The sequence below is a fragment of the Streptomyces sp. JLBJ103 genome (assembly GCF_058215575.1).
This window is the reverse complement of the sequence record NZ_CM177089.1, coordinates 2,598,000-2,611,015: the sequence shown is the minus strand read 5'-3', so window position 1 is coordinate 2,611,015 and position 13,016 is coordinate 2,598,000. Positions and strand designations below refer to the sequence as shown.

Genomic DNA, 13,016 nt, shown 5'->3' with positions numbered 1-13,016 from the left:
CCCCCCCGCACAGTGGCCGCCGCCGGTGTCGCGGCGGGGGCCGTGGAGATATCCACAGCCCTCCCGGTGACCTTCCGCGTCACATGAGAGGCTTTCCCGCACCCAGCCAACCCACCAGGACCGGCGATCCACGTGAGCTCCTCCTCCTCGTCCCTTCCGCGGCAGCGGCAGGCACGGCGGCCTTCCTCGCGGCCGCCGTCCCCGGGCAGGTACCGCCTGGTCCGTCCCCGGCCGGATCCTGTTGCCCCGCCTGTCCTGGACGCACGGCAGCGCGCTGTGGTTCGGCATCCCGGCGGCCCTTTGCTCGTGCTCGCCGGACCGGGCACCGGCAAGACCACGACACTCGTGGAAGCCGTCGCCCGCCGGACGCGGGACGGCGGGGACCCGGAGCGGATCCTCGTCCTCACCTTCAGCCGCAAGGCCGCCGTCGAGCTGCGCGACCGGATGGCCGCGCGCATGGGCGGTGCCACCGCTCCGCAGGCCACCACCTTCCACTCCTTCTGCTACGCCCTGGTCCGCGCCCATCAGGACGCCGATCTGTTCGCGGATCCGCTGCGGCTGCTCTCCGGACCCGAACAGGACGTCGCCGTCAGGGAGCTGCTCGCGGGCCAGGCCGAGCTGGCGCGGGAGGGGCGGGCGTTCGCCCGCTGGCCCGACGAGCTGCGCGCCTGCCTGACCACCCGCGGCTTCGCCGACGAGGTGCGCGCCGTGCTCGCCCGCAGCCGGGAGCTGGGCCTGGGGCCGCGCGCCCTGGGGGACTTCGCGGAGCGCACCGGCCGCCCCGACTGGGGCGCCGCGGCGGACTTCCTCGCCGAGTACCTGGACGTCCTGGACGCCCAGGGGGTGCTGGACTACGCGGAGCTGGTGCACCGCGCGGTGCTGCTGGCCGAACGGCCGGGCGTCGCGGCCGAACTGGCCGCGCGCTACGACGCGGTGTTCGTCGACGAGTACCAGGACACCGACGCCGCCCAGGGGCGGCTGCTGCGCGCGCTCGCGGGCGTCCACGGAGACGGGCGCACCGCGGCGTCCCGCGGCGGGCGCCGGATGGCGGCGGGGCGCACCCTGGTCGCCTTCGGCGACCCCGACCAGTCCATCTACGCCTTCCGGGGCGCCGATGTGGGCGGCATCCTCGGCTTCCCGGACGCCTTCCGGCGTTCCGACGGCAGACCCGCGGATGTGGCGGTACTCACCACCTCCCGCCGCTCCGGCGCCGCGCTCCTTGAAGCCACCCGGCGGATCACCCGCCGGATGCCGCTCACCCGGCTGCCCGCCGAGGCGGTGCGCGCCCACCGCGAGCTGACCGCCGCCCGCGACGGCGGCCGGGTCGAGGCGTTCACGTATCCCACCGCGGGCGCCGAGCTCGACAACGTGGCCGACATCCTGCGCCGCGCCCATCTCGAGGACGGTGTGCCCTGGAGCGAGATGGCCGTCCTGGTGCGCGCCGGGGGGCGCTCGATCCCCGGGGTGCGCCGTGCGCTCACCTCCGCCGGGGTCCCGGTCGAGGTGGACGGCGACGACATCCCGCTGCGCCACGAACCCGCGGTGACCCCGCTGCTGACGGCGCTGCGGGCCGCCGCCACGGCCGCGCTGCCGGACGCGGGCGGACTCACCGCGGCCCTCGACGTGGAGACCGCCCTCACCTTGCTGGCCTCGCCGCTCGGCGGCATGGACGCGGCGGACCTCCGCCGTCTGGGCCGGGCGCTGCGCGAGGAGGAGCGGGCGGCGGGCAAGGCCGTACCGCGCCCTTCGGACACCCTGCTGGCCGAGGCGCTCGCCGAGCCCGAGCGGCTGGCCGTCCACGACCCGGCGTATGCCCGCGGCGCCCAGCAGCTCGGGCGGCTGCTGCACACCGCGCGGGAGACGCTGGCCCGGGGCGGCACCGCCGAAGAGGCGCTGTGGCGGCTGTGGGACGGCACCTCCTGGCCCGGACGGCTCGAGCGTGCCGCCCAGCGCGGCGGGGCCGCCGGGCGCAACGCGGACCGCGATCTGGACGCGGTGTGCGCGCTGTTCGAGACCGCCGCGCGCGCGGAGGAGCGCACCGGCGGCCGCGGCGCGCTCAACTTCCTGGAAGAGATCGACGCCCAGGACATCGCCGCCGACACCCTCTCGCGCCGGATGGCCCGCCCCGACGCCGTACGGCTGATGACCGCCCATCGCTCCAAGGGCCTGGAATGGCGGCTGGTGGTCGTGGCGGGCGTGCAGGAGGGGCTGTGGCCCGATCTGCGGCGCCGCGGCTCGCTCCTGGAGGCGGACCGGATCGGCCGCGACGGGCTGGCCGAGCCGCTGCCGCCCGGCGCGCTGCTGACCGAGGAGCGGCGGCTGTTCTACGTGGCGGCCACCCGCGCCCGGGACCGGCTGGTGGTCACCGCCGTCAAGGCCGCCTCCGACGACGGCGACCAGCCCTCCCGCTTCCTGGCCGAGCTGGGCGTCACCCCGGTGGACATCACCCAGCGCCCGCGCCGTCCGCTGTCGGTGGCCGCGCTCGTCGCCGAGCTGCGCGCCGTCACCGTCGACCCGGACGCCTCCGAGGCGCTGCGGGACGCCGCCGCGCGGCGGCTGGCCCGGCTGGCGGCGCTGCGCGACGAGGAGGGCCAGCCGCTCGTTCCGGCGGCCCACCCCTACCGCTGGTGGGGGCTGTACGAGCCGACCCACAGCGAGGTCCCGCTGCGCGACCGCGACCGGCCCGTGGCACTGTCCGGCAGCGCGCTCGACCAACTCGTCAACACCTGCTCGCTCCAGTGGTTCCTGGGGCGCGAGGTCAAGGCGGACGCTCCCTCGACCGCCGCCCAGGGCTTCGGCAATGTCGTCCACGTCCTGGCCGACGAGGTGGCTTCCGGCCGTACCCCGGCCGATCTCGCCGTCCTGATGGAGCGGCTGGAGTCGGTGTGGGACGGGCTGTCCTTCGACGCCCCCTGGAAGTCACGGCAGGAGAAGGAGAACGCGCGGGCCGCGCTGGAGCGCTTCCTGCGCTGGCATGTGATGGAGCGCGGCGGCCGGGCGCCGGTCGCCTCGGAGCACGGCTTCGATGTGACCCTGGAGGCGGACGCCTACCAGGTGCGCATCCGCGGCAGCATGGACCGCGTCGAGGCGGACGCTGAGGGCCGGGCATACGTCGTCGACTTCAAGACCGGCAAACAGGCCGTGACGCGCGGCGCGGTCGAACGCCACCCCCAACTGGCGGTCTATCAGCTGGCGGTGCGCGAGGGCGCCGTCGACGGCCTGTTCGGCGGCGACCGACCGGAGCCGGGCGGCGCGGAGCTGGTACAGCTCCGTCAGGGCGCGGCCAAGAAGGACGGCGGCGAGAGCGTCCCCAAGGTCCAGGGGCAGGAGCCGCCGGACGGGGAGTGGGTGGGCGAGCTGCTCGCCACGGCGGCCGGGCGGGTCCTGGACGAGCGGTTCGCCCCGAGCGCGGGGGACCACTGCACCCGCTGTGCCTTCCGCGCCTCGTGCAGCGCCCGCGCGGAGGGCCGTCATGTGGTGGACTGAGCGCCCTCCCCGGTCCCGGGGCGCGTGCTGTCCGCGGTGTCGGTGCTTGGGTTCTTCCGTGACGGATACTCCGCTCCCGTACCGTCATGTCCGTTTCCGTCCTGGCTTGTTCAGGGTCGTCCCGGGTTGGTGTCCGGCTGTCGGAGGGGACCGATAGCCTCACTGGAGTGTCAGCCCGCATCACCGATCCCGAGGAGCTCAAGGAGCTGCTCGGGATTCCGTTCACCCCGGAGCAGACGGCGTGCATCACCGCGCCGCCCGCCCCGCAAGTGATCGTCGCCGGAGCGGGCTCCGGCAAGACCACGGTGATGGCGGCGCGGGTGGTCTGGCTGGTGGGCACCGGCCAGGTCGCGCCGGAGCGGGTGCTCGGCCTCACCTTCACCAACAAGGCCGCGCGCGAGCTGGCGGAGCGCGTGCGCACCGCGCTCGTCAAGGCGGGCGTGGTCGACCTCGACCCGGATCCGGCCGCCGTCGAGGAGGCCGCGGGCGAGCCCGCCATCTCCACGTACCACGCCTTCGCCGGACAGCTCCTCAAGGAACACGGGCTGCGCATCGGGCTGGAGCCGACCGCCCGGCTGCTCGCCGACGCCACCCGCTTCCAGCTCGCCGCGCGGGTGCTGCGTTCCGCCCCCGGTCCGTACCCGGCGCTCACCCGCCCCTTCGCCGACCTGGTCACCGATCTGCTCGCGCTCGATGCCGAGCTGGCCGAACACCTCGTCCCCGCCGAGCGGCTGCGCGCCCACGACACCGAGTTGCTGCGCACCCTGGACGGGGTGCGGCTGACCAACGAGGCCCTGCGCAAGGTGCCCGAGACCGCGCGCGCCCGGCTGGAGCTGCTGGGCCTGGTCGAGGCGTACCGCGCGGAGAAGGGCCGCCGCGATCTGCTGGACTTCGGCGACCAGATCGCCCACTCGGCCACCCTCGCCCGCACCCGCGCGGAGGTCGGCCGGATCCTGCGCGAGAGTTACGCGGTGGTGCTGCTCGACGAGTACCAGGACACCTCGGTCGCCCAGCGGCTGCTGCTCTCCGGGCTCTTCGGCGGCGGCACCGGCCATCCGGTCACCGCCGTCGGCGACCCCTGTCAGGCCATCTACGGCTGGCGCGGTGCCTCCGTGGCCAACCTCGACGACTTCCCCCGGCACTTCCCGCACGCCGACGGCCGCCCGGCCCGCCGGTTCGCGCTCAGCCAGAACCGGCGCAGCGGCGGCCGGCTGCTGGACCTCGCCAACGGGCTCGCGACGCCCCTGCGGGCGATGCACGAGGGCGTGGAGGCGCTGCGCCCCGCCCCCGGGGCCGAGCGGGACGGCGTGGTGCGCTGCGCCCTGCTGCCCACCCACGCCGAGGAGCTGCGCTGGCTCGCCGACTCACTCGCCCACCTGGTGCGCACCGGTACCCCGCCCGGTGAGATCGCGGTGCTCTGCCGTACGGCGGGGGACTTCGCCGAGATCCAGGGCGCGTTGGTGGAGCGGGACGTCCCGGTGGAGGTCGTGGGGCTGTCCGGGCTGCTGCATCTGCCGGAGATCGCCGACCTGGTGGCCCTCTGCGAGGTCCTTCAGGACCCGGGCGCCAATGCCGCCCTGGTCCGGCTGCTCACCGGTCCGCGCTGGCGGATCGGCCCCCGCGATCTGGCGCTGTTGGGGCGGCGGGCCCGTGCGCTGGTCGCCTCCGGCGCCCGGGGCGGCGCGGAGGACGACCCGGACCGCAGGCTCGCCGAGGCCGTCGAAGGCGTCGACCCCGCCGAGGTGATCTCGCTCGCCGATGCCCTCGACACCTTCCTGGAGCCCGGCTTCCCGGAATCCGGCGGCGAAAGGGAAGGACCGGACGGCGGACTGCCCTTCTCGGCCGAGGCCCGGGTCCGCTTCGCCCGCCTGGCCGCCGAACTCCGCGATCTGCGCCGTTCGCTGGGCGATCCGCTGATGGACGTCCTCCACCGGGTGCTGACCGTCACCGGCCTGGAGGTCGAGCTGTCCGCCTCGCCGCACGCCCTGGCCGCCCGCCGTCGCGAGACGCTGGGCAACTTCCTGGACATCGCCGCCTCCTTCGCCGGACGCCAGGGCGAGACGCCGGTGGAGGGCGAGGCCACCCTTCAGGGTTTCCTGGCCTTCCTGCGGACGGCCGCGCAGTACGAGAAGGGGCTCGACAACTCCCTCCCCGGCGGCGAGAACACCGTCAAGGTGCTCACCGCGCACAAGTCCAAGGGGCTGGAGTGGGATGTGGTGGCCGTGCCGGGACTGGTCACCAAGCAGTTCCCGAGCGAGCAGGCGCGTGAGTCCTGGACCTCCGCCGCGAAGGTCCTGCCGCATGAGCTGCGCGGCGACGCGGCCACCCTGCCGGATGTCACGGACTGGGACAGCAAGGGGCTGGCCGCCTTCAAGGAGGCCCTGAGGGAGCATCAGCGGACCGAGGAGCTGCGGCTCGGCTATGTGACCTTCACCCGGCCCCGCTCCCTGCTGCTCGGCTCGGGGCACTGGTGGGGCCCGAGCCAGAAGCGGCCGCGCGGTCCGTCCGCCTTCCTGGAGGTGCTGCGCGAGCACTGCGAATCCGGCCACGGCGAGGTGGAGGCGTGGGCCCCGGAGCCGGAGGAGGGCGCGGAGAACCCGGCCCTGAAGGAGGCCACGGCCGACCGCGCGTGGCCGCTTCCGCTCGACCCCGGCGCCCTGGACCGTCGCCGCCGCGCGGCGGACATCGTCCTCGGCCATCTGACGCGGATGGCGGCGGCGGGGGAGGAGCCGGGTCCCGGGGAGGGCGCGGGCGCGGAGGACCCGGCCGAGGACCCCGGGTTCTGGCCCGAGCCGCCGCCGGAGGACGCGTACGAGGAGTACGAGGAGGAGGCGTTCGGCGACCCGTACGAGGACGCCGGGGATGCCTCGGATCCGTACGCCGAGGCGCCCGAGGAGGCCGTGGATCCGTACGCCGAGGCGCCCGAGGGCGCCGTGGAGACCGGTGCGTACGACGAGGCCGGTGCGTACGACGAGGTGCCCGGTGAGCCGTACGACCACGACGCGTCGCCGGATCCGTACGCCGGGCGGTACGCCGACGCCGGCCCGCCCCCCGAGCCCGCCCCGGAGCCGGAGGGCCCGGCCCTGCCGCCCGAGGAGGCGCGGCTGATCGCCTCCTGGGACCGCGATCTCGACGCGCTCGCCGGGGAGCTGCGCCGGGCCCGTACGACCGTGCGCGAGGTGCCCGTACCGCTGTCGCTGAGCGCCACTCAGCTGATGCGGCTGGCCGCGGACCCGGACGGCTTCGCGCGGGAGCTGGCCCGCCCCATGCCGCGGCCGCCCCAGCCCGCCGCGCGCCGCGGCACCCGCTTCCACGCCTGGGTCGAGTCCCGCTTCGAGGAGCTGCCGCTGCCCTTCCTCGGCCCGGACGAGCTGCCGGGATCCGATGACGACCCGACCGAGGCGCGGGACGGGTCCGGGATCGTGGACGAACGAGATCTGGCCGAGCTCAAGGAGGCGTTCGCCCGCACGCCGTACGCCCGGCGCACCCCGCACCGCGTCGAGGTGCCGTTCCAGCTGACCCTGGCGGGCCGGACCATCCGCGGCCGGATCGACGCGGTGTACCGCGAGCCCGCGCGGGGCGGCGGATACGAGATCGTCGACTGGAAGACCGGCCGTTCCCAGGACGCCGATCCGCTCCAGCTCGCGATCTACCGGCTGGCCTGGGCCGAGCAGCGCGGGCTTCCGCTGTCGGCGGTCTCGGCGGCGTTCCTGTACGTCCGCAGTGGCGAGGTGGTGCGCCCGGCGGCCCTGCCCGGGCGGGCGGAGCTGGAACGGATCCTGCTGGGCGAGACCGACGACCCGGCCGCGGCCGACGACCCCGGCGGGCGCGGTGGCCCGGCCGGGGGCGTGATCGAAAGTGGCAGCGTCGGCGCCCGTTCCGTAACGGAGAGCGAGCACACGTGAGCGGCTCGGAGGCCGCGCGGTTTTCGTCCCGATGGGGCCGATAGGCTCATGGCCATGAGCGACACTCCGGACACGGACAACGCGGTCCGCGCCTTTGTGGACGGTCATGGCCCAGCCCTCCTCGACGATCTCTCCGAATGGCTGCGCATACCGTCCGTCTCCGCCGACCCCGCCCACGCCGATGACGTCCGCCGCAGCGCCCAGTGGCTCGTGGCGCACCTGACCGCGACGGGCTTCCCGGTGGCCGAGATCTGGGAGACCCCCGGCGCCCCCGCGGTGTTCGCGGAGTGGCCGTCCGGCGACCCGGACGCGCCCACCGTGCTCGTCTACGGTCATCACGACGTCCAGCCGGCGGCCCGTGCGGACGGCTGGCGCACCGACCCCTTCGACCCCGTCATCGCGGACGGCAGGCTGCACGCCCGGGGCGCCGCCGACGACAAGGGGCAGGTGCTGTTCCACACCCTGGGGGTCCGCGCCCATCTGGCGGCGACCGGCCGCGGCGCACCCGCCGTCAACCTCAAGCTGCTGATCGAGGGTGAGGAGGAGTCCGGCTCCCCGCACTTCCCCGAGCTGATCCAGGACCGTGCCGACCGGCTCGCCTGCGACACCGTGATCGTCTCCGACACCGGGATGTGGTCCGAGGACACCCCGACCGTCTGCACCGGTATGCGGGGGCTCACCGACTGCCAGATCGATCTCCGCGGCCCCGACCAGGACATCCACTCCGGCTCCTTCGGCGGCGCGGTGCCCAACCCGGCCACCGAGGCCGCCCGGCTGGCCGCCGCCCTGCACGACGCGGACCGCCGGGTGGCGATTCCCGGCTTCTACGACGGTGTCGTGGAGCTGACCGACCGCGAGCGCGAACTCTTCGCCGAGCTGCCCTTCGACGAGGCCGCCTGGCTGCGCACCGCGCATTCGCACGGCGCGCTGGGCGAGGCCGGATACTCCACCCTGGAGCGGATCTGGGCTCGTCCGACCGCCGAGGTCAACGGGATCGCCGGGGGCTACCAGGGTCCTGGCGGCAAGACCATCGTGCCGTCCACCGCCCAGCTGAAGCTGTCGTTCCGGCTGGTGGCCGGGCAGGACGGGGAGAAGGTCCAGGCGGCCGTGCGGGATTGGGTCGCGGCCCGGCTCCCGGCCGGGATCCGCCATGAGATCACCTTCTGGGGAGCCACCCGCCCCTGTCTGACCCCGCTGGACCACCCCGCACTCCAGTCGGTCGTCCGCGCCATGGGGCGGGCCTTCGGGCAGAAGATCCGCTTCACCCGCGAGGGCGGCTCCGGGCCCGCCGCCGACCTCCAGGACGTCCTGGGGGCGCCGGTGCTCTTCCTGGGCATCTCGGTGCCGTCCGACGGCTGGCACGCGCCGAACGAGAAGGTCGAGCTGGACCTGTTGATGAAGGGCGCCGAGACCGCCGCGTACCTCTGGGGCGATCTCGCGGAGAATGGACGGGCATAGCTCGCCGATGTTTGGAAACCACCCGTTGCGCAGGGGGAGTTGGAAGCAGCTGTGACCACCTGGACCGACCGCACCGCCATCCGGCCGATCACGCTCAGCGCCGCGAGCGGGATCGACCGCGCGGCGCATCACCGCCTGGACGAGGCGTGGCTGGCCGCGGCGTGGAGCCATCCGACGACGCGGGTCTTCGTGGTCTCCGGTGGCCAGGTGCTGGTCGACGACACCCCGGATGGCCGCACCGAGCTGGTCATGACGCCGTCCTTCGAGGCCCCGCCGACCGAGACGCACCGCTACTTCCTGGGTGTGGACGAGGACGGGGTGCGCTATTTCGCGCTCCAGAAGGACTCGCTGCCGGGGCGGATGGACCAGTCGGCACGGCCCGCGGGGCTGCGCGAGGCGGGCGCGTTGCTGTCCGACCGGGACGCGGGACTGCTGGTGCACGCCGTGGCGCTGGAGAACTGGCAGCGACTGCACCGCTTCTGCTCACGTTGCGGTGAGCGCACGGTGATCGCGGCGGCGGGCCATATCCGCCGCTGCCCGGCATGCGGCGCCGAGCACTATCCGCGCACCGACCCGGCCGTGATCATGCTGGTGACGGACGAGCTCGACCGGGCGCTGCTGGGCCGCCAGGTGCACTGGCCCGAGGGGCGCTTCTCGACACTGGCCGGGTTCGTCGAGCCGGGCGAGTCGATCGAGCAGGCGGTGGTCCGCGAGGTCGCGGAGGAGGTGGGGGTCCAGGTCGGCGAGGTGGAGTACCTGGCCAGCCAGCCGTGGCCGTTCCCCTCCAGCCTGATGCTGGGCTTCATGGCGCGGGCGACGTCCTCCCGGATCCGGGTGGACGGGGAGGAGATCCACGAGGCGCGCTGGTTCTCCCGGGACGATCTGCGGACCGCGATCGAGAGCGGAGAGGTGCTGCCCCCGTCCGGGATCTCGATCGCGGCCCGGCTGATCGAGCTCTGGTACGGCGAACCGCTGCCGCGGGGCCCGCGGGGCTGACCCCGGCGGCCCCGGGCCCAGGCCCTGTCCTGCCGATCTTCGCGGGCCCGCGACGCCTGGCAGCGCGCCTCGCCGCGTTGTCGGGATGGTCCGAGTACGCCCAGTGCGAGGACGACCCTCCTGCGATCCGCTACCGCTGGGAGGTGCCCCCTCACCAGACGCCGCGGCCTGATCCACGAAGACCGACAGGACAGGACCTAGCCGGCCCGGGGCACGGGGACGGGCTCGTCGGAGTCCGGAGCCGAGTCCGGGGTCAGCCCCCGACCTTCGCCTTGACCTGGGCGAGCGAGGGGTTGGTCAGCGTCGAGCCGTCCGGGAAGAGGACGGTGGGCACGGTCTGGTTGCCGCCGTTCGCCTTCTCGACGAAGGCCGCCGACTCCGGGTCCTGCTCGATGTTGATCTCGGTGTACGCGATGCCCTCGCGGTCCATCTGGCCCTTCAGGCGGCGGCAGTAGCCGCACCACGTGGTGCTGTACATCGTCACAGTGCCGGACATCGGTTTCGCTCTCCTCGACGGTCGGTGGGGTGGGCAGTGAGAGAACGTTCGACATCCTCGGGTCATTCCCGTGGACTCCTGGGATTCCTGGGACCCCGGGAATCCCCCGGGTAAGCCCCGGGACGCGTCCCCCGGGATAAACACGTCCCCCGGGATAAACACGTCCCCCGGGATAAACACGTCCCCCGGGATAAATACGACCGCGGCCCCACAGCTGTGGACAACCGGCACGGGGGTCCCAGGGGAACTGGCAGCATGGCGGGGTGACAGCAGCAACGTCCTCCACTCTCTTCCCGCAGGGCCCCACGCCGAGCGCCTACGCGGCCACACCGCGTGATGCCGACGCGGTGCTCGAGGGGCTCGACCCCGAGCAGCGCGAGGTGGCGACGGCCCTGCACGGCGCGGTGTGCGTGCTGGCCGGGGCCGGCACCGGCAAGACCCGGGCGATCACCCACCGGATCGCCTATGGGGTGCGGGCGGGCATCCTCCAGCCCGCCAGTGTGCTCGCCGTCACCTTCACCAACCGGGCGGCGGGGGAGATGCGCGGCCGACTGCGCCAGCTCGGCGCGGGCGGGGTGCAGGCGCGCACCTTCCACTCCGCGGCCCTGCGCCAGCTCCAGTACTTCTGGCCCAAGGCGGTGGGCGGTGAGGTGCCGCGGCTACTCGAGCGCAAGGTGCAGCTGGTCGCCGAGGCCGCCGCGCGTGGCCGGGTCCGGCTGGACCGCAATGAGCTGCGGGATGTGACCGGCGAGATCGAATGGTCCAAGGTCACCCAGACGGTGCCCGAGGACTATCCGGCCGCGGCTGCCAAGTCCGGCCGGGAGGCCCCGCGCGATCCCGCCGAGATCGCCCGGATCTACGCCGCCTATGAGCAGTTGAAGCGCGACCGCAGTGTGATCGACTTCGAGGATGTGCTGCTGCTCACGGTCGGGGTGCTCCAGGAGCGGCCGGACATCGCCGATCAGGTGCGCCGTCAGTACCAGCACTTCGTGGTCGACGAGTACCAGGACGTCAGCCCCTTGCAGGAGCGGCTGCTCGAGCTGTGGCTCGGCGACCGCCAGAGTCTGTGCGTGGTCGGCGACGCCAGCCAGACCATCTACTCCTTCACCGGCGCCTCCCCCGACCATCTGCTGAACTTCCGCGCCCGCCACCCCGGTGCCACCGTGGTCAAGCTGGTCCGTGACTACCGCTCCACCCCGCAGGTGGTCCATCTGGCCAATGGGCTGCTCACCCAGGCCCGCGGGCGGGCCGCCGAGCACCGGCTGGAGCTGGTCTCCCAGCGCGACCCCGGCCCCGAGCCGGTCTATGCCGCCCATACGGACGAGCCCGCCGAGGCCGAGGCCACCGCCCGCCGGATCCGTGAGCTGATGAAGCCGGTGGCGGAGGGCGGCGGTGGGGTCCCGGCGAGCGAGATCGCGGTGCTCTACCGGGTCAACGCCCAGTCCGAGCTGTATGAGCAGGCGCTGGCCGATGCCCAGGTGCCCTACCAGATGCGCGGCGCCGAGCGGTTCTTCGAGCGGCCCGAGGTGCGCGAGGCGGGGCTGTTGCTGCGTGGCGCCGCCCGCGCCGGAAGCGCCGACCCGGCCCTCACCGACGAGGATGTGCCGTCCCAGGTGCGCGCGGTGCTGAGCACCCGCGGCTGGAGCCCGGAGCCCCCGGCGGGCTCCGGCGCGGTGCGCGACCGCTGGGAGTCGCTGGCCGCCCTGGTCCGGCTCGCCGAGGACTTCGTCCGGGCCAGGCCCGGGGCCACACTGGCTGATCTGGTGGCGGAGTTGGACGAGCGGGCCGCCGCCCAGCACGCGCCCACCGTCGAGGGTGTGACTCTCGCCTCACTTCATGCGGCCAAGGGCCTGGAGTGGGACGCCGTGTTCCTGGTCGGTCTCACCGAGGGCATGGTGCCGATCACCTACGCCAAGACCGATGAGCAGATCGAGGAGGAGCGCCGGCTCCTCTATGTGGGCGTCACCCGGGCCCGCCGCCATCTGAGCCTGTCCTGGGCGCTCTCCCGCACTCCGGGAGGCCGCGCCTCCCGTCGCCCCACCCGTTTCCTGAACGGGCTGCGGCCGGGCTCCGGAGCCGCCTCCGGTCGGCTGCCGGGCGGAGGCGGCGGAGCCGAGCGCGGCGTGGGCGGCGCGGCCGTCGGCGGTGCGGCGCGCCGCCGACGTGGCCCGGTGCACTGCCGGGTCTGCGGCCGCACCCTCACCGACGCGGGCGAGATGAAGCTGATGCGCTGCGAGGGCTGCCCCTGTGAGCTGGACGAGGCGCTCTACGAGCGGCTGCGCGACTGGCGAGCCGAGCAGGCCGGGCTGCTGGGGCAGCCGGCCTATTGCGTCTTCACCGACAAGACACTGCTCGCGATTGCCGAGGCGGTTCCGGGAACCGAATCGGAGCTCTCCGGCATCTCTGGTGTCGGACGACGGAAGCTCGACAGGTTCGGTGCCGATGTTCTCGCGCTGTGCGCGGGCCAGGAACTCCCCTTGGCACGCGACGGCGAGGGGGACGACGGGGCCGTGGGAAACCCAACCGGGTGACCCACCACGGAACTCGACGGAAAAATAGTTTGCGCGCGCGGAGCAGGTACCCATAGCCTTCCGAGCACGGAGACAACGGCCCTTCCGGGAACCGAGGAATCCGTGTTGTACTGAATAAGCCCGGACTGGTCCAGACCGGTCCCT

General features: G+C 74.0%; 6 protein-coding genes. 5 read left to right on the top strand and 1 reads right to left on the bottom strand.

Annotated elements, in window-relative coordinates; all coding sequences use genetic code 11:
• Nucleotides 1-132: 132 nt before the first annotated feature.
• From AC4BEG_RS11245 to nudC, 4 genes are all read left to right on the top strand, one after another.
• Nucleotides 133-3,486, top strand: a complete 3,354-nt coding sequence (locus AC4BEG_RS11245) for an ATP-dependent helicase (RefSeq protein ID WP_490705740.1) — start codon at nt 133-135, stop codon at nt 3,484-3,486.
• 167 nt (nt 3,487-3,653) lie between these two features.
• Nucleotides 3,654-7,391: an ATP-dependent helicase gene (locus AC4BEG_RS11240; protein WP_490705739.1), complete on the top strand. Its 3,738-nt coding sequence runs from the start codon at nt 3,654-3,656 to the stop codon at nt 7,389-7,391.
• A gap of 54 nt (nt 7,392-7,445) precedes the next feature.
• Nucleotides 7,446-8,849 carry a dipeptidase gene (locus AC4BEG_RS11235; protein WP_490705738.1) on the top strand — a complete coding sequence of 468 codons (1,404 nt, stop codon included), beginning with the start codon at nt 7,446-7,448 and terminating at the stop codon, nt 8,847-8,849.
• A gap of 51 nt (nt 8,850-8,900) precedes the next feature.
• Entirely contained in the window at nt 8,901-9,845 is a 945-nt protein-coding gene (nudC, locus tag AC4BEG_RS11230) for an NAD(+) diphosphatase (RefSeq protein WP_490705737.1), read from the top strand.
• Nucleotides 9,846-10,098: 253 nt separating this feature from the next.
• Here the strand turns inward: nudC and AC4BEG_RS11225 are convergent, their stop codons facing one another.
• A complete protein-coding gene (locus AC4BEG_RS11225; RefSeq protein WP_014054756.1) occupies nt 10,099-10,341 on the bottom strand; it encodes a mycoredoxin in 243 nt (80 codons plus the stop codon).
• A 263-nt stretch (nt 10,342-10,604) separates the two neighbouring features.
• Between AC4BEG_RS11225 and AC4BEG_RS11220 the strand changes: the two genes are divergently transcribed.
• Complete coding sequence (locus tag AC4BEG_RS11220; protein ID WP_490705736.1) at nt 10,605-12,872, top strand: ATP-dependent DNA helicase UvrD2; 2,268 nt, start codon at nt 10,605-10,607, stop codon at nt 12,870-12,872.
• The last annotated feature ends 144 nt before the right edge of the window (nt 12,873-13,016 follow it).